The following is a 16,120-nucleotide window of genomic DNA, read 5'->3' on the forward strand; positions in this document are numbered from 1 at the left end:
CTGGCTGCATTGTGGGAGAGATCAGCTCCGATGGTGTTCCATCAGGCTGAACCCATGCTGAATCGCTGCAATGTCTCGACTGCAAGCCGTCTTTTGGGATGTGGACGGAACCCTTGCCGATACGGAGATGGACGGCCATCGCGTGGCCTACAACCGTGCCTTTGCTGAGCTTGGTGTCGACTGGCACTGGGATCAAGGCCTGTACGCCGAGCTCTTGACCATTCCCGGGGGCACCGCGCGCATGCAGCGCTATGCGCAGAGGCGGTCTGTGTTGCTCACACCCGATCGGCTGAAACGCTTGCGCGAAGCGAAGCAACGCCATTACCTCGCCCTGATTCGCTCCGGTGCCGTGCAGTGGCGCCCAGGCGTGTTGCGGCTGCTCAAGGAGCTTCAGCAGGCCGGTGTTCAGCAGTGGATTGTCACCAGCAGCGGACTCGCTTCTGTTCAGGCTCTCCTGGACGGTCTCCACGGATTCAGCACAGGCCCTTTCCGCGGTTGGGTGACAGCAGACGATGTGCGTTGCTCGAAACCTGATCCAGAGCCTTATCAGCTCGGGCTGCGACGCAGTGGGGTCGATCCAAACGCCGCGATCGCTTTGGAGGATTCAGCGCAAGGGTTGCGTTCGGCCCGCGCGGCCGGACTGCGCTGCCTGCTGACCCCATCTCCCTGGGACCCTGAACTGCCAGCGGAGGGGGGGGCTGCGACGGCCGTTGTGGATCACTTCGGAGCTGATACCCCGTGCCGGGTGCACGTGGGCCCCCCTTGTGATGGCGGCCAGGTCACGCTGAAGTACCTGGAGATGCTGCTTGATCTGGAGCAGGGATGACGCTGCACGTCACGCGATTTGACCGGCTTCAGCGCCGGGTGGGAACCCATTTCTCCCAGGCGCTGGTTGGCCCTTGGCGGCGCAGGAGCGTTGGACTGCTCTCCTTACTGCTCGGGTTCATCGTGGGCAGCAATGTCACAATGTATTGGTATCAGAAATCGGGTCAGGATCGCCCCATCGCCGTTTTGACGATGGTTCTGATCCTCGAGGTGCTGGTTCGATTGCGCAGCAGGGTGCGGACCGATCCGTGGCCACTGGGTTGGCTCGCTCTCGACAATCTGCGCATCGGCACCGTTTACGCCGTTGTGTTTGAGGCCTTCAAACTTGGCTCCTGATCGTCGACCGGACGCTCCACGCGGAGTCAATGCCCTGCTGGGCCGGTTGGGTTGGCCCGACCCGGAGCGTTGGTGGCAGCACTGGCAGGACCGTGGCGGTTTGAGCCTGGAGCGCGATCGATGGACCGTTCCTGTCGATGACGCCTGGATTGCGTCCCTGGCGCTTCCGCTGTTGACGCGTGTCGAACAGGCCCATGCCGCCGACGTTCCGAGTCTGATCGGGGTCAGCGCGTTGCCAGGTTGTGGCAAGACCACCCTGTGCAGCTGGATCAAGCAGGCTGCCGATTCTCTTGGCTGGTCGGTGGAGCAGTTATCGCTCGATGACTTCTATTGGCCTGCAGACGAACTGGAACGCAGCATGGCTGGGAATCCCTGGCGGGTTCCCCGGGCTTTGCCTGGCAGTCACGACCTCAACGGTATGGAACGATCGCTGCAGACCTGGCTGCAAGGGGGCTGTTTGCAAGCGCCGCGGTTTGACAAATCCCTTCGGGGAGGACGCGGTGACCGTTGCGGTTCCGTGACCTCCAAGCCACGGGTGGTGTTGCTCGAGGGATGGTTTCTTGGTGTGGTGGCTGGTGAGCACCATGAGGACGTCCTGCAGCAACCGCTGACGCCAGCAGAACGCCAGTGGCGCCCCAAAGCCATGAGCAGTCTCAGCGAGTATGCGTCGATCTGGACGTTGCTCGATGAGCTTTGGCATCTGCGGATCGACAGTGTGCAGGCTTCCGCGCGCTGGAAGCGTCAGCAACTGACCACCCAGTTGGACAACACCGGTGTGATGTTCGCTGAGAACGATCTCTCTGATTTCAATCGGATGGTTGAGGCCGCTCTCCCGAGCAGTTGTCTCAACAGCATTTCTGGAGCCGCGGTGATTGTCGACCTCACGAGTGACAGGAGCATTCGCGAGGTCAGACTGCGCTGATTCAGCTTTCGGAGTCGTCGGCTTCCGCCACGGGATAAACGAAACCTTGAGCCCGGCCGCTCAACACAGACTTGCCAATGGACAGTGCTCGCTGGGCTGCCGTAGCGGCCTTCGCTTTCCAAACGGCATGGCGCTGGTTGCGCTTGCTTTTAGAGGTTTTCTTCTTCGGGACGGCCATCTCGGGCTGATCACTGCCAAAGAGCCATGATCCACTTTCGAGAGCCCCTCCGTCAAATCGCTAGTCTTGACTCAACGCAACAGCGGTGTGAGCTCAGAGCAAAAGAGTCAGTCACAGCCGGGCCTTGATGCCCCTAAAGCAGAGGGTGCCAATCAACCGAGCAATCCATTCTCCCGCTTCCGTGCTGAGCCTCCCCCGAGTTACAGCGTTTTGCTGAAGCAGATCACCACGGGGAAGGTGAAGGAGCTGGAGTTGGTGCCGGCCCGTCGGGAGGTGATCGTCACCTACCCCGATGGACGCACCGCCACGGTGGCGATCCTCGCAAACGATCAACAGATTCTGCGAACCGCTGAGTCTTCAGGAACTCCCTTGCGTGTCAAGGACGTTCGCCAGGAACAGGCGTTGGCTGGTCTGGCCGGAAACCTGGCCCTGATCGTGCTGATCGTCGTCGGCTTGTCGCTGTTGTTGAGGCGATCGGCGCAGGTGGCCAACAAGGCGATGGGCTTCGGACGGAGTCAGGCGCGCACCAGCCCGCAGAGCGAGGTGACGGTGCGTTTCGACGATGTGGCTGGGATTGCCGAAGCCAAGGACGAGCTCCAGGAGGTCGTGACCTTTCTCAAGCAGCCGGAGACATTCATCAAATTGGGGGCGCGCATCCCCCGGGGGGTGCTGCTGGTTGGCCCTCCGGGCACCGGAAAAACCCTCTTGGCGAAAGCCATCGCTGGCGAAGCTGGGGTTCCGTTTTTCTCGCTTGCAGCCTCCGAATTCGTGGAGTTGTTCGTGGGTGTGGGAGCCAGCCGTGTGCGCGACCTGTTCCGCAAAGCCAAGGAGAAGTCGCCCTGCATTGTGTTCATCGACGAGATCGATGCCGTTGGCAGGCAGAGGGGGGCAGGGATTGGCGGAGGCAATGACGAGCGGGAGCAGACGCTCAATCAGCTGCTTACCGAGATGGATGGGTTCGCTGATAACTCCGGCGTCATTCTTCTGGCGGCCACCAACCGCGCCGACGTCCTCGATACAGCCTTAATGCGTCCAGGGCGCTTCGATCGCCGAATTGCCGTTGGCTTGCCAGATCGCAAAGGGCGTGAGGCGATTTTGTCGGTGCATGCCCGCACCCGACCCCTGGCTGAAGAGGTTTCCCTGGCGGACTGGGCCAGGCGGACGCCTGGTTTCTCCGGAGCTGATCTGGCCAATCTCCTCAACGAAGCGGCCATCCTCACGGCCCGGCATCAGTCCACAACTCTGGGCAATCGCGAGCTGGAAATGGCTCTCGAACGCATCACCATGGGCTTGACGGCTGCCCCGCTTCAGGATGGGGCCAAAAAGCGATTGATCGCTTACCACGAGATCGGTCATGCCTTGGTTGCCGCCTTGACTCCCCATGCCGATCCCGTCGACAAAGTCACCCTCCTTCCCCGCAGTGGTGGTGTCGGGGGATTCACGCGCTTTTTCCCCGATGAGGAGGTGCTCGACTCAGGCCTGGTGACCCGCGCTTACCTCCAGGCCCGTCTGGTGATGGCTCTTGGAGGCCGTGCCGCGGAAGTTGTGGTGTTCGGCGCGTCCGAGGTCACCCAAGGCGCCAGCGGAGATCTGCAGATGGTGGCGCAACTGGCCCGGGAGATGGTGACGCGATTCGGATTTTCAGATCTTGGTCCTGTGGCCCTGGAGGGACAGGACCAGGAGGTGTTTCTGGGCCGCGATTTGATCCATACCCGGCCGTCTTACGGGGAACGCACCGGACGCGAGATCGACCTCCGCGTTCGTGTCCTGGCATCGGATGCTCTGCAGCAAGCGATTCAACTGCTTGAGTCCAGGCGTGAACAGATGGATCGTTTGGTTGACGCCCTGATCGAGGAAGAAACGCTTCAGTCGGATCGGTTTTATTCCCTGCTTGGGATTGATCCTCCGGATCGGAGACCTAGCCTGGGGCAACTGCCGGCCTGGACTTGAGCCTGTCCAAGCGAGCCTTCCCCATTCGCCATCGAACCTCGGCCCGTTGGCTGTTGCTTCTGCTTCCTGCGTTGGTGGTGTTGGCACGCCTTCACGTCGAGGTGGCCTGGTTCCAGCAGTTCAACCTTGAGGAGGTTTACCTCACACGTCTCGGCCTGCAAGCAGCCGGTGGCGCTGTCGCCCTGGGTCTCGCAGTTGTCACGATCCTTTGGCGACGGCGATGGATGGCGGCCTACGAGCCGACCCCCAAAGGTGAGCTCCCCGCCCTGAGGGGGAGAACCTATGCCCTGTGCTTGGCCAGCACGCTGGTGGTGCTGCTGAGCGTGCTGGTGGTTGACACCCGCCTGGCCTGGTTGGCCTTCTCCCAGCCCTTCCTCCTGGCGCACTGGTGGAGTGTTCCCTTCCAGAGCAGCTGGCCACTGTTTGCGTTCTCGATTCTGCTGATCCTCACGATCACGTTCGGTCTCACACGCAGTCATCGCCTGGGATTGGCCCATCTCTATGGAAGTGCCTGTTTTTGTTTGATCACAGCGCGGGCCTGGGGACTCTGGGCTTTGGCGCTGACGATTCCAGACTCCAACCGTGTTGAGCCGCTTCTCGGAGCTGATGTGAGCTTCGGTCTTGGTCGTTTTTCGGCGATTGCCCTGGCTCTGGAATTGCTGCTTCTGCAGCTGCTCCTCGTTTTGAGCACTGCGATCTGGAGCCGGCTCACCCGCAGTCCATGTCTGAGTGACTGGGGTTTTCCTGGTTGGACAAGCCAGGAACGCCGATTGCTGCGTCCTTTGCTTTCACTGTTGTTTCTGGTGCTGGGCGCCCTGCTCTGGTTGTCCAGGCATCAGCTGCTCTGGACTCAGAACGGTGTTGTGGCGGGTGCTGGCTGGCTGGACGTGCATCTTATTTTGCCACTCAGGGATGGGGGCAGCGTTCTTCTCGTTCTCTTAGCGACCACCGTCTTTCCATGGCCTGGGGTGCCCTCGCGTCGCCGACAGGGGTTGAGGCGTTGGTTGGTCACCTTGGCAATCCTGTTTCTTCTCACTGAACTTCTGCTCACACCCCTGTTGCAGTGGATGGTGGTTCGTCCCAGAGAATTTCAACTGGAGGAGCCGTTCCTCGGGCGTGCGATCAGTGCAACCCGGGATGCGTATCAACTCACCGGCATGACGACACGACCGATCAACCCTTCCAAGCAGCTGGAAGCGGATGATTTGGTTCAAGGAGAAAGCACGTTGAGGAACATTCGTCTTTGGGACAGTCAACCGCTGCTGGCGTCGAATCGACAGCTTCAACAGCTCAGGGTTTATTACCGCTTCGCCAAAGCAGCCGTGGATCGCTACCCATTGCGACCTGATCGCAAGGAACGGCAGCAAGTAATTCTGGCGGCGCGGGAGCTGGATCAAACAGCCCTTCCCAAACGATCAAGAACCTGGCAAAACCGACACTTTGTGTTCACGCACGGATTCGGTTTTACCCTCAATCCGGTTAATACCAGTGCGCCCGATGGTCTACCTGTCTATTTCATTAAAGATCTAGGACGTTCAACCAGGATCCAAGGAAACCCAGCCCTTGGTATTACGCAAGATGACGTCAAACGTGAAGTTCCCATTGGCCGTGCTGCTCTGTATTTCGGCTTGCTGCCTTCGCCCTATGCAGTGGCACCAACGCGAATTCAGGAGTTTGATTATCCAGAAGGCGATAAAAATACTTATACCCACTACTCCGGCACAGCGGGGATTCCTCTGTCTTCACTCTGGCAGCGCATCAGTTCCTCGATCTACCTCGCTGATCCCAGGCTGCTGAACACCGGTGCCTTGACGCCGCAATCCAAACTACTTCTCAGGCGCGATGTGAAACAGAGGGTCAAGGCTTTGGCTCCATTTCTCACCTTTATGGGTGACCCGTACCTGGTCTCTGTGCCCTTGGAGGATCCGCCACCTGGTTATGCAGAGGGTCAACATCAGTATTGGATTGTTGATGGCTACACCACCTCCCGAACCTATCCCTATGCAGCCACGCTTCCCGATGGACGACCCCTGCGCTATTTGCGTAACTCGGTGAAGATCATTGTGGATGCCTACAACGGCAACGTTCATTTCTATGTGAGTGAGAAAGATGATCCAATCATCCGTGGCTGGAGCCGATTATTCCCGGCATTGTTTGAATCATGGGATGGGATGCCGTCAAACCTCCGCGATCATTTGATGGTTCCTCCGGATCAGTTTGAGCTTCAGGTACAGCAACTCCTGCGTTATCACGTTACTGAGCCGAGAACGTTCTATAGCGGTGATGATGTTTGGCAAGTTCCCCTTGAGCTTTATGGGCGCCAACAGATTCCTGTTGCTCCTTATCACATTACGGCTCAGGTGAAAGGTAGCGAACGTTCCGAATTTCTACTTCTACAACCACTCACACCATTGGCTCGCCCGAACCTTTCGGCTTGGCTAGCCGCCCGCAGTGATGGGGAGCATTACGGCGAATTGATCCTGTTGCGATTCCCAAGCGATGTTCCGATTTTTGGTCCTGAGCAGGTTCAGGCTTTAATCAATCAAGACCCTGAAATCAGTCAGCAATTCGGTTTGTGGGACAGGGCCGGGTCCCAGGTTGTTCAGGGAAATCTCCTTGTGGTGCCTGTCGGCGATTCCCTGCTCTATGTGGAGCCGATCTATCTCAAAGCGCGCCTTGGCGGATTGCCGACGCTCACTCGAGTGGTTGTCAGTGATGGGCGACGCGTGAAGATGGCCAGTGATCTTGAGGCTGGGCTGAAGGCTCTTCTGAATCAATCTGCTGCAACGCAGCCATAAAAAAAGGACCCACATGCGTGGGTCCCCAGTTGTCACTGACGTGGAGGTCAGTTCACAGCGGCGAAGAACTCCTTGCTTCCCACGGGATCAGGCTTCATGGTCTTCTCGCCGGGAGTCCAGTTGGCGGGGCAGACCTCATCGGGATGGGACTGCACGTACTGGAATGCCTGGAGAACGCGGAGCGTCTCGTCAACGTTACGGCCAACGGGGAGGTTGTTGATCGTGGCGTGCATGATCACACCCTCGGGATCGATGATGAACAGGCCGCGCAGCGCAACACCTTCCTCGTCGTCCAGCACGTTGTAGGCGCTAGCGATCTCTTTCTTGAGATCAGCGACCAGCGGGTAGTTGATGTCGCCGAGACCACCCTGGTTGCGGGGTGTCTGAATCCAGGCGAGGTGGCTGAACTGGCTGTCCACGGACACGCCCAGAACCTCGGTGTTCTTGCTTGAGAAATCGGCGTAGCGATCGCTGAATGCCGTGATCTCCGTGGGGCACACGAAGGTGAAGTCGAGAGGGTAGAAGAACAGCACCACGTACTTGCCGCGGTACTGGGACAGGCTGATCTCCTTGAATTCCTGGTCAACCACTGCTGTGGCGGTGAAGTCGGGGGCTTGTTGGCCCACGCGCAGACAACCGTTGGCGGTCATGATGAACGGGCGAAGGATGGCAAGGAAGCGTGAGGACCTAGCTCGAAGTCGTTACGACTTCCATTTGCGCGCAACAATTTATCACGCCTGCGTGCGTCAAGGGCGTGCCTCGCTGCACCGAAGCACGGTGTCATGGGCTTTTAAGATGGGTTGATGATTCAAACATCCATGGCCTGGGATCAGGCATTGCTTCGCAAGTTCAGCAGCACTGGCCATTTCCGTTTGCTGAATCAAGTGCGTAGTGAGCTCAGCAGTCAGCCTCTAGTTCGCGATCCTTCGACCCGTGTTTTGTTGCTCAAGGCCAGGCCTCATCGCGGGCAGCCTGTTCGTCAACAGCGCAGGCCGAATGCCATCCCTGAAGGAATGGAGTCTCTCTCTAATGCCGTTGTCGCGTCGTCTCCGAAATCGTTCCGAGAGAGGCTGAACGCCATTGATATGCGCTGAGGTTGTCCCTTCAAGATGTATGATGGCAACTGGCCAAAAGGGGCCTTTCGTCAGAGTAGCTCAGCTGGTTAGAGCACAGGATTCATAACCCTGAGGTCGAGAGTTCAAGTCTCTCCTCTGACATTTTCAACACTTAATTAGATCTTCGCAATCGATCAATTGCGAGGATTTTTGCTGTGATTAGCCTGATTGTTCAGCCTCTGCGGGAGGGAAGCATGGTCATCGGATCCATGGCAGCTCCTCCAGCTTTGCGGATTTCAAAATGAAGGTGGGGTCCAGTGCTGCGACCCGTGCTTCCCATCAAAGCGATGCGGGCACCTTGAGGAACCAGTTGGCCTTTTTTCACGAACAGTCGGCTGCTGTGGGCGTAGCGGGTTGACGATCCATCGCCATGGGAGATTTCAACGAGGTAGCCATAGCCGCTGCTCCAGCCGGAGTAAGCAATCACGCCATCCTTGGCAGCCACAATCGGCGTCCCAACATTGTTGGCAATATCAATCCCTTTGTGCATCCTTCCCCAGCGCCATCCATATCCAGAGGTAAAGACCCCTTTGGTGGGCCAGATATAAGTTTGCGACGCATCGAACTGTTGACTGCCGGGAAGAGCGGGCAGTTCGGGCCAGCTTGCCCCACCGGATCGCAGGGGCCTCACCGCCAGAACACTGGCTTTGGCAACCCGGACCTTGCTGCCCACCACAAGTTTGGAGAGCTCGACCCCAGGATTGAACGATTCCAATTGCGTCAGTGTGATCCCGTGATCCCTCACGAGGGACATCAGGGATTGCTCGGGCTTGATTTCAACGACGTCCACCGGAGTGGGAGGCGTTTTCAGAGGAGGAGTGTCTCTGATTTCTGTTCCATCAAGGGCGGTCGATGCACTGATGGATTCAACGCTTGTTTCAGGAAGAACCACCCAGGTTCCTGCTTCAAGAACAGCTTCGGCTTTGAACTCATTGAGTTCTTCGAGCTGACTCTCGCTCAGGTCGAGATCACGCGCCAACGTTTGCAGGTCGCTGCGTTCAATCAACCGGACCCAGATCTTGGTGGGCTCTGACGTCAGAGCCGAGAGAAGTTGCTTGGAGCTGATGTGGTCGGAATCTGCGAAACCCGACGCCTGCGACATCGCGAACAAGGCGCTGCTGGATGCAACAGCGGTCACGGCGAGGAGCAGAGGCTTCATTCAGCGCGCAAGTGAAGAACAGATCCCAGACCGCCGCCACAGCACCGGACCGGGCTGAAAGTAGCGGGCTGAACACTGCTCTGCAAGGGTGCTCGTGGCAGATCATCGATCACCACAGCTGCAGGTTCAGGCCTGCCTGAAAGCAGGCGATCGCGCAAGCGACAGACAGATTCAAACTGCGGACCCCGCCCTGGCCGTCACTGTCAGCACTGCAAGGCATTGGAATCGTCAAGATCTGATCGCACTGGTCACGCACTGGCTGCGGCAGCCCTGTGTCCTCTCGTCCGAACAGAAGAACATCGCCAGGTTCGAAGCAGAAACCCTGCAGCGCAACGCCGTCCCTTCGGCTGCAGCCGATCACACGGGACGGTTTGGCGAGACTGTTTTTAAATGCTTGGAAATTGGTGTGAACCGAAAGGTTCACATGGGGCCAATAATCCAGTCCGGCTCGCTTGAGCTGCCGGTCATCGATCGAGAAACCGAGGGGTTCGATCAACGACAACGGCAAGTCGAACGCTGCACAGGTTCGCGCGATGTTGCCTGTGTTCGGAGGAATGCGTGGTTCGAATAAGGCGACGCGAAGCGGGGATGGCTTGAGATGGGTCACAGCGGAACGGCCTGTCCTAAAGCGTGAAGATCGAGAGCTCTGCCCTGAACGACGAGCCAGCTCCGATTGGCCTGACTGGCCAATCGTTGAGCCAAGGCCCCCTGGCGATCGCGGAAGAGCCCGCCAATGGCTGTGGAGGGCACCACCCCCCAGCCTGTTTCTTCAATCACGATCACGACGGGCTCTTGGCGCTGTTTTAGAGAGGTGAGCAGCTCGATCTGAAGTGCATCCCACTCCTGTTCATCGGTCTGGAGATGGGCGGCCGTAAAGCCTCCGAGTGCATCAATCAGCAGCCCATGAGTCTGCGGCGCTTTTTGCAGCGCAGCCGTGAGCTGTCCCTCGCATTCGAGAAGACTCCAGTTCGCTGGCCGCCGGTCTCGATGCAGGCGCAGTCGCTCCTGCCATGCAGCATCCCCCGGCAAGGAAGGCGACGTGGCGATGTAAGTCACTTCAGAACAAACGGACACAAGATGCTCGGCCCACCTGCTTTTGCCGCCACGGCTAGGCCCGGAGACAAGAACAAGACCTTCGGGATGATCAGCCGCCACCATTCATGCCGCGAAGCGTCGCCACCGAGGAGGGGCTGACACGGTTGAGGTAGCGGAAAATCCAATATTTGAAGATCGTCGCCAGGATCACCGGGAAGGTGGCGATAAACAGAAGGATGAAATTCTCGCGCGCGGGGAATCCGAAATGATTCGCGATCCCATCGAGAAGAACCGTCCAACCTTCCGGGCTATGGAAGCCAACAAAAATGTCGGTAAAGAGAATGATGGCGAACGCCTTGGCTGAGTCGCTGAGTCCATATACGGCTTCGTCGAAAAATCCTCTCAGTACGCGTAATTCTTCCCGACTGAAGACACAGACCACTACAAACGCAGCTGTGGCTGCGAGATCAGCGATCACATTCTTGACGGCATGGGTGCTTTCTGAATCGGCCTCCTGCTTTAACTCCTCCGCTTTTGCAGACAGTTTTTTCTGCAGTTCTTCCTGTGTGGGTATCGAGTCGCCGCGCAAAAGTGCATCAAATTCGATCTCAGCCTTGTACACCCGAAGCTTCTCAACAGCCTGTTCCTCAAGTTGCGGTTTGGGGTAACTGAGAAAAGGCAGGTCTGGTGCGTAGCGATCCACAGCTGGGCTAATGATGTAAGTGCGGCTCACTTGTTGCACCAAAAGGGGCACAAGGATGAGCAGCAGCAGCACCTTCAGTGAAATCAGAGTGGAATCGCGACGTCGCCGGAATCCAGCCACCAGCGTTGCTTCTGCGGTGGGATTCAGCTGCCGCCGCAGCGTGTCGAAAATGCCAAGCAGAGAGCGTGGGAGCGGATCAGGAGATCGGCTGATGGTGGGAGCTGAGGCTGTTCGCCGCGGGCTGTAGCGGTTCACAACGCTTTCGATCAGCTGGAGCTGACGCAACTCCTGGGGATCAAGCTCTCCCCGCTGATATTCGAGCTTGTCTAGAGAGGCCCGGCAGACGCTGATGGCTGCTCGGAATTTCCTCAGAACCGTTGCTTGCACTGAGCTGGGAACAGACAGTTCCAGATCGGGGCGGATCGGCCGGTCTCCGTAATATTCAAGCTCCAGGCTTTGAATCAACAGAGCGGCTTCATAGCCGCGATCGAGATCGGCGTTCACATTGAGGGACTTGGCCCTTCCGAAGGTGTCGAGCCAGTTGCGTCCTGCCATCGTGCTGTTACCGGGAGAAAATCCACCAGGTGGCCATCGGAACTATCGTGCCGACCACGAGCAGAACGACAACCCAAGTGAAGGCATTGCTTTCCTCGGTTTGTTCAGCAGTTGGCACATTGGTGGGAAGCGCAACCCTCTCCACCTGAACGGGAGGACCTGGATCTTCGCCACCGTCGAGCACGACCTCAAGGCGCGTGATGCCGTCGAGCGTGGCTTGGCGGAAGCGATCGCCATCCCGCAAGGGTTGGCTCATGGTGGTTCGCCCTGTGCTCCGCAACAGGCTCTCCGGCAGTTGCTCCAAGAGGGCCGGTGAGGCAACAACCGTGGCCTGTTTGCTCTGGCTTTCCTCCAGGAACAGCAGAAGGGGTTTGTTGGAATCGGCTGTGGTCGAACTCCAACGACCGAGTAATTCCTCCCCAAACGCTGGCAGGCTCAGGCCGTAATCAAGACGTCGCAGTGTTACGAGTCGAGCATCAACGTGAAAGCGATCCAGCTCCTCAAGTCGGCTGCTGATTTCGTTGCGACCAGAACGACTCAACACCTCAGCTGAATCGAGAACCAGCTCGTCGGGGGGCTGGGGTGGGAAGTCTTGGGGAGAGACGGCAAGTGCGATCGGCGTGCAGAAGAGCACGCAGAGAATGGCGGCAAAAATCCCGCCGGTGAGCTGGGTCAGGCGATTCATGGTCATGCTCAGCGTCGCAACAGTCTGCCTTTAAGCGGCAAGGCTGTCTCGGTTGAGGGCCATGATCGCTTCCAGCACCATCACAGCGCGTCCCTCAGGAAGATTCAGGCGTCCAGTCAGGTTGTTCAGAAAGCTTTTTTCTTCAGGGGTCACGTCCCGGTCGGCATGGGTGAGCTGAACAGCCACTGCCAGTGCTGTCTCTTGCTGGACGGGTGTCAGAACAGGCAGGGCGTCGTCGACCAGTTTTTCAACACCGTCGCTGCGCAGCTGGGCCAGGAGGCGATCGAACAGGGTCGCCATCTCCTGCTCATTCCGATCTTTGTAAGGCGTTCGGTATTCGAGGGAGCGGCGCAGAGCGTGGGCTTCATCACGCCCGAGGGTGCCGTCGCAGGCCACTGCGGCAAGGGCGATGGCGGCAAAGGCTTCAGCGTCAGTCATCTCGGCTGGTCCGTGCTCACCCATTTGAGCAAGAGTGCGACGATCTGACCGCAGCATGTTGCAGACCATGCCTGGCTCCGCTCGTCTTTGTCTGATCGCTGGGGTGCTGGTGCTGAGCCTGTCGCTCCTGAACGCCCTCACGGCTGGAGAATTTCCCCCGGCCCTGCAGCGGGCCGAGGTGCTGGCTGGAATGGCCTCCGTTGGCTTGATGTTGGTTGCCGCTCTGTGGACCCGGGCCATACCGCGTGCTGCTGAAGCAGCGAAACTCAGTGGTGAACAGGGATTTCAGATCAACGACACGCTGGATGGTGCCTTGGCATTGGAGTTGGCCTGGGGAAGCCATCAGTTCCTCACCGCAACTTCAGCCGCCTCGATGTTGGTGATGTGGGATGGGCACGTGCTGCTTCGGCGGGGTCTGATCACTTCGGATGCCTTCGTGCCCGGTGCCATCTGTGCGCGGGCGCGCGAGCGACAGGAGCTGATCTCGCTGGTGAAAACAGCGCTTTATCCAGGGCGCGAAGAATTTGATCCTGTGCTGCCGGGCTTGCCATCGCTGATGGTGCACCCCCTAGGGCAAAGGGGCTGGGTGGTGCTGGGTGGTTGGTCCGAACGCTGCTTCACCCGATCGGATGAGCGTTGGTTGGCGGGGTGGTGTGAACGCCTCAGAACGACACTGGATTCGGTTGGCGGCGGGATCCAGGAGTCCCACCCCTGCCCTCAGCCGGGATCCTGATTTCTGATTCCACCAGAGATCCGGGCGCAGTGAAGGAAATGCGTCCTTCCTTCCCAACCGTTCCCTCAAGCCGTGTGGCTCGTGTCACCTGATCGTTCTCATCCCTGCGCACGCGAACCTGCCCTTCGGCCAAGACGGCTTCACTGCTCCAGTTCCAGCGGCAACGTTCAGCTTTCAGCACTTCCCCTGGCTGGCGAATCTCACAGGCTCCCTCAACGTCGACGGTCGTGTCGCCGAGATCCGCCCTGAATCCCTCCCCCGTGATGCGCGTGCGGTCGAGATCAGCCTCAAAGGGTTCGGTGCTGCGAATCACCTGCTTCCGGAACAGCCAGGTTGTGGCTTGAGCCCGCAGCACACCTTTTTCACGCGGGATGCGCAGCGTCACCGGAGACAGAACGGTGATCTCACCCTTCAGGGTGTTTCCATTCAGGGATTGGCCCTCGAGTTGCTCGAGAACGGTTCCCTCCTGATCTCTGCGCTGACCAAGAACGGGCCCGTTGGCTTTGAGTTGTCCTGAATCAAGATTCCACTGCGCTTTGCCGCTGCGCAATGAACTGTCAGGCGGGATGGTGCGGTCGTCGTTGGACCAACGCTCGAGTTGAACGGTGCCCGTCAGGGTGAGTTCATTGGTGGCTTGTTGAAGAACGGCTGTTCGCGACGAAATCCGCGACTCCCGATCCGTGGCACGGGGCCGCTGCTCCATGGTCAACTCGCCTTGTTCAGGCCTCCAGCGCAATCGATCCCCCTGGATCAGCAGCTTCGCGCCGGTGAGTTGCTGGAGCTTGACATTCCCCTCCAGCAGGATCTTTTCACCATCGTTGATCACTTGGGCTAGATCGGACTGAATCCGAAAGGAGGGCTTCCCATTCCGAAACAGGAGGCCAACGGGTTTGCGGGCACGAACCAAGCGTTTGTTCAGTTCGTAACGGGCTTCAGGGCTCGAGAGGGTCCATTCGTTTTGGCCATCACTCGATTTCTGTTCAAGCTCCAGTGAACGAAACACGAAAGGGGGTGCTTCGAGGGCGACTGGAGCGTCGGCATCGGCGCAACCGCCGAGAAGAGGGAGGCCTGCTAGCAGGCAGCTTGCAAGCCAGCCATGGCGTGAGGGCAAGGCCATCAGAGGGGGGACTCAAGCTCAAGTCTCTGCATCACTGGCTCCGGTTTGGGCAGACCGACGCCTGGTTCCAGTTTTCCCCAGCGCAGTGCCTGGGTCCAGCCATCGTCGCTCGGCCGCTGATCGAGCTGGGCCAGGATCCTGGAACTGAGGCCTGGCACCAGGGGTTGAAGCAACAGGCCAATCACCCTGCAGCATTCCAGAACGGCATAGAGATCATCCCCCACTTTTTCTTCGTGGCCTGGTTGTTTCATCAGGCTCCATGGCGCTTGTTCATTGAGATAACCGTTGGCTTCGATCGCCAGTTGCAACACGGCTTCGGCCGCGTCTTGAAACGCCAGTGCCGGGATCGACTGACGCACGCGCTCGATTGTCTGTTCGGTGGGTTGTTTCAGCGGATGCTCAGAGCGCACATCTGGCGAGACGGGAGGGAGGGATGCATCGAACCATTTGCGCGACATCGAGGCTGTTCGATTCAGAAGATTGCCGATCGTGTTGGCGAGATCGTTGTTCACGAGATCCATAAATCGTTGCTGCTGGAAATCGCCGTCTTCTCCAAATTGGATGTCTCTCAGCAAATACCAACGCACGGCATCGGTGCCGCAGCGCTCGAGCAGGATTTCAGGATCCAGCACATTGCCAAGAGCTTTTCCCATCTTCTGCCCCTCTCGGGTGAGAAAGCCATGTCCGAAAACACGTTTCGGAACGGGCAAACCCGCCGACATCAGCATGGCAGGCCAATACACAGCGTGAAAGCGCAGGATGTCTTTCCCGATCACATGAACATCGGCAGGCCAGCCGATGTCAGCAAGGCGATCCAGGTCCACCGCTCCGCCGTCATCCAGCAGCGCTGTGAGGTAACCGAGCAGGGCGTCAAACCACACATAAAAGGTGTGTCCAGGATGTCCAGGGACGGGTAGGCCCCAGGACACATTCACCCTGGAAATGGAGAAATCACGTAGTCCTCCGGCGACGAAATTTTCGATTTCACGACGCCGACTCGTGGGTGCGATGAATTGAGGATCAGCAATCAGGGTTTCAATGCGCTCTTGAAATTGCGAGAGGCAGAAGAACAGATTTTCCTCATCGCGCCATTCCAGCGGCTTGCGATGGATCGGGCAGTCGGGAGCCTTGGCATCGGCAGGATCATCTTTGAATTCCTCACAATCCACGCAGTACCAACCTTCCTGATGGCCGGTGCGGATGTGTCCTGCAGCTTCGCAGCGCTGGAAAAAGGCCTGAACCAGCGGAAGATGGCGAGCGCTTGTGGTGCGAACGAAGCGATCGTTGCTGATGTGCCAACGCGTCCAGAGGTCGGAATACAACGCCGAAATGCGATCGCAATGATCGATTGGGCTGATGTTCTGCGTTTCGGCCGTGCGTTGAATCTTCTGGCCGTGTTCATCAACCCCGGTAATGAACACAACGTCTCGTCCTTCCAGACGCTGAAAACGAGCCAGTGCATCGCAGGCGAGCGTGGTGTAAACGCTTCCGAGGTGGGGTTTGGCGTTGACGTAGTAGAGCGGCGTTGTGAGGCTGTAGGTCATCGCGTCGGCTCTCCTCTGAAGCCCCTG

Annotated in this window: 17 protein-coding genes and 1 tRNA gene; 8 read left to right on the top strand and 10 right to left on the bottom strand. The window is 58.5% G+C overall.

The window, feature by feature from the left end; all coding sequences use genetic code 11:
• Positions 1–70 precede the first annotated feature (70 nt).
• Genes SynBMKMC1_RS06375 through SynBMKMC1_RS06385 form a run of 3 tightly spaced genes read left to right on the top strand, consistent with a single transcriptional unit; the run spans position 71 to position 2,083 of the window.
• Positions 71–826 carry an HAD-IA family hydrolase gene (locus SynBMKMC1_RS06375; protein ID WP_186473118.1) on the top strand — a complete coding sequence of 252 codons (756 nt, stop codon included), beginning with the start codon at positions 71–73 and terminating at the stop codon, positions 824–826.
• Positions 823–1,161: a DUF565 domain-containing protein gene (locus SynBMKMC1_RS06380; RefSeq protein WP_186473119.1), complete on the top strand. Its 339-nt coding sequence runs from the start codon at positions 823–825 to the stop codon at positions 1,159–1,161. Before SynBMKMC1_RS06375 ends, SynBMKMC1_RS06380 begins: the two co-directional genes overlap by 4 nt.
• On the top strand, positions 1,151–2,083 hold the full coding sequence (locus SynBMKMC1_RS06385; RefSeq protein ID WP_186473120.1) for a kinase: 933 nt from the start codon (positions 1,151–1,153) through the stop codon (positions 2,081–2,083). The genes SynBMKMC1_RS06380 and SynBMKMC1_RS06385 overlap by 11 nt, the downstream gene beginning before the upstream one ends.
• Position 2,084: 1 nt before the next feature.
• Here SynBMKMC1_RS06385 and rpmF read toward each other — a convergent pair whose 3' ends face one another.
• The gene (gene rpmF, locus SynBMKMC1_RS06390; protein ID WP_011933023.1) at positions 2,085–2,261 is read right to left on the bottom strand and encodes a 50S ribosomal protein L32; all 177 of its coding nucleotides are present in this window, start codon (positions 2,259–2,261) and stop codon (positions 2,085–2,087) included.
• Between the two features lie 87 nt (positions 2,262–2,348).
• On the opposite strand from rpmF, the gene ftsH reads away from it, so the two are divergent.
• Both ftsH and SynBMKMC1_RS06400 read left to right on the top strand, forming a co-directional pair.
• Positions 2,349–4,211, top strand: coding sequence for an ATP-dependent zinc metalloprotease FtsH (gene ftsH / locus SynBMKMC1_RS06395; RefSeq protein ID WP_186473357.1), 1,863 nt, complete (start codon positions 2,349–2,351; stop codon positions 4,209–4,211).
• Complete coding sequence (locus SynBMKMC1_RS06400; RefSeq protein WP_186473121.1) at positions 4,208–7,009, top strand: UPF0182 family protein; 2,802 nt, start codon at positions 4,208–4,210, stop codon at positions 7,007–7,009. The genes ftsH and SynBMKMC1_RS06400 overlap by 4 nt, the downstream gene beginning before the upstream one ends.
• Before the next feature lie 47 nt (positions 7,010–7,056).
• On the opposite strand, the gene SynBMKMC1_RS06405 is transcribed toward SynBMKMC1_RS06400, so the two are convergent.
• Positions 7,057–7,659 (bottom strand): peroxiredoxin, encoded by a 603-nt coding sequence (locus SynBMKMC1_RS06405; protein WP_011933026.1) that lies wholly within the window; start codon positions 7,657–7,659, stop codon positions 7,057–7,059.
• A 153-nt stretch (positions 7,660–7,812) separates the two neighbouring features.
• Here SynBMKMC1_RS06405 and SynBMKMC1_RS06410 point away from each other — a divergent pair, with 153 nt between their 5' ends.
• Both SynBMKMC1_RS06410 and SynBMKMC1_RS06415 read left to right on the top strand, forming a co-directional pair.
• On the top strand, positions 7,813–8,103 hold the full coding sequence (locus SynBMKMC1_RS06410) for a hypothetical protein (protein WP_186473122.1): 291 nt from the start codon (positions 7,813–7,815) through the stop codon (positions 8,101–8,103).
• Between the two features lie 49 nt (positions 8,104–8,152).
• Positions 8,153–8,226: transfer RNA gene (locus tag SynBMKMC1_RS06415), tRNA-Met, on the top strand.
• Between the two features lie 70 nt (positions 8,227–8,296).
• Here SynBMKMC1_RS06415 and SynBMKMC1_RS06420 read toward each other — a convergent pair.
• The 6 genes from SynBMKMC1_RS06420 to SynBMKMC1_RS06445 form a co-directional block, all read right to left on the bottom strand.
• Positions 8,297–9,283, bottom strand: coding sequence for a M23 family metallopeptidase (locus tag SynBMKMC1_RS06420; protein WP_186473123.1), 987 nt, complete (start codon positions 9,281–9,283; stop codon positions 8,297–8,299).
• A 109-nt stretch (positions 9,284–9,392) separates the two neighbouring features.
• Positions 9,393–9,890, bottom strand: a complete 498-nt coding sequence (locus SynBMKMC1_RS06425) for a tRNA (cytidine(34)-2'-O)-methyltransferase (protein WP_186473124.1) — start codon at positions 9,888–9,890, stop codon at positions 9,393–9,395.
• A complete protein-coding gene (gene cobU / locus SynBMKMC1_RS06430) occupies positions 9,887–10,441 on the bottom strand; it encodes a bifunctional adenosylcobinamide kinase/adenosylcobinamide-phosphate guanylyltransferase (protein WP_186473125.1) in 555 nt (184 codons plus the stop codon). The genes SynBMKMC1_RS06425 and cobU overlap by 4 nt, the downstream gene beginning before the upstream one ends.
• A complete protein-coding gene (gene pxcA / locus SynBMKMC1_RS06435; protein ID WP_186473126.1) occupies positions 10,428–11,576 on the bottom strand; it encodes a proton extrusion protein PcxA in 1,149 nt (382 codons plus the stop codon). Before pxcA ends, cobU begins: the two co-directional genes overlap by 14 nt.
• Before the next feature lie 7 nt (positions 11,577–11,583).
• Positions 11,584–12,261, bottom strand: a complete 678-nt coding sequence (gene psb32 / locus SynBMKMC1_RS06440; RefSeq protein ID WP_186473127.1) for a photosystem II repair protein Psb32 — start codon at positions 12,259–12,261, stop codon at positions 11,584–11,586.
• Between the two features lie 30 nt (positions 12,262–12,291).
• Positions 12,292–12,699 carry a tellurite resistance TerB family protein gene (locus SynBMKMC1_RS06445; RefSeq protein ID WP_041428819.1) on the bottom strand — a complete coding sequence of 136 codons (408 nt, stop codon included), beginning with the start codon at positions 12,697–12,699 and terminating at the stop codon, positions 12,292–12,294.
• A 67-nt stretch (positions 12,700–12,766) separates the two neighbouring features.
• Between SynBMKMC1_RS06445 and SynBMKMC1_RS06450 the strand changes: the two genes are divergently transcribed.
• Positions 12,767–13,432, top strand: coding sequence for a cofactor assembly of complex C subunit B (locus tag SynBMKMC1_RS06450; RefSeq protein WP_186473129.1), 666 nt, complete (start codon positions 12,767–12,769; stop codon positions 13,430–13,432).
• Here the strand turns inward: SynBMKMC1_RS06450 and lptC are convergent.
• Together lptC and SynBMKMC1_RS06460 are read right to left on the bottom strand one after the other, a co-directional pair.
• Positions 13,362–14,549, bottom strand: a complete 1,188-nt coding sequence (lptC, locus tag SynBMKMC1_RS06455) for an LPS export ABC transporter periplasmic protein LptC (RefSeq protein WP_186473130.1) — start codon at positions 14,547–14,549, stop codon at positions 13,362–13,364. The genes SynBMKMC1_RS06450 and lptC overlap by 71 nt on opposite strands.
• Positions 14,549–16,093 (bottom strand): methionine--tRNA ligase, encoded by a 1,545-nt coding sequence (locus SynBMKMC1_RS06460; RefSeq protein ID WP_186473131.1) that lies wholly within the window; start codon positions 16,091–16,093, stop codon positions 14,549–14,551. The genes lptC and SynBMKMC1_RS06460 overlap by 1 nt, the downstream gene beginning before the upstream one ends.
• Positions 16,094–16,120: the final 27 nt, after the last annotated feature.

The sequence above is a fragment of the Synechococcus sp. BMK-MC-1 genome, assembly GCF_014279955.1.
Taxonomy (GTDB): Bacteria; Cyanobacteriota; Cyanobacteriia; order PCC-6307; family Cyanobiaceae; genus Synechococcus_C.